Genomic DNA, 339 nt, shown 5'->3' on the forward strand with positions numbered 1-339 from the left:
TTAGGCACGCCGCCAGCGTTCATCCTGAGCCAGGATCAAACTCTCCGAAGAAATGTTTGACTTGCTCAATTAAAAAAATAAAATTTAACGTTGACGTTTGTCGCTTTGTTCAGTTTTCAAAGTTCAACCGCCGCTCTTAAGCGACTTTACTATCTTATCAAGTTATCAACGTCATGTCAACAACTTTTTTAAAAGAAAAGAGAGATCTTTTCCAGCCTGGCAACGTCCTACTCTCACAGGGACAAAGTCCCAACTACCATTGGCGCTAAAGAGCTTAACTTCCGTGTTCGGTATGGGAACGGGTGTGACCTCTTCGCTATCGCCACCAGACATATTATA

1 rRNA gene is annotated in these 339 nt (G+C 42.8%); it reads right to left on the minus strand.

The features are described 5' to 3' along the window. Positions 1-214 precede the first annotated feature (214 nt). Positions 215-330: ribosomal RNA gene (rrf, locus tag M3225_RS29235) — 5S ribosomal RNA — on the minus strand. Positions 331-339: the final 9 nt, after the last annotated feature.

Origin of the sequence: Priestia aryabhattai, assembly GCF_023715685.1 — a bacterium.
GTDB lineage: Bacteria > Bacillota > Bacilli > Bacillales > Bacillaceae_H > Priestia > Priestia aryabhattai_B.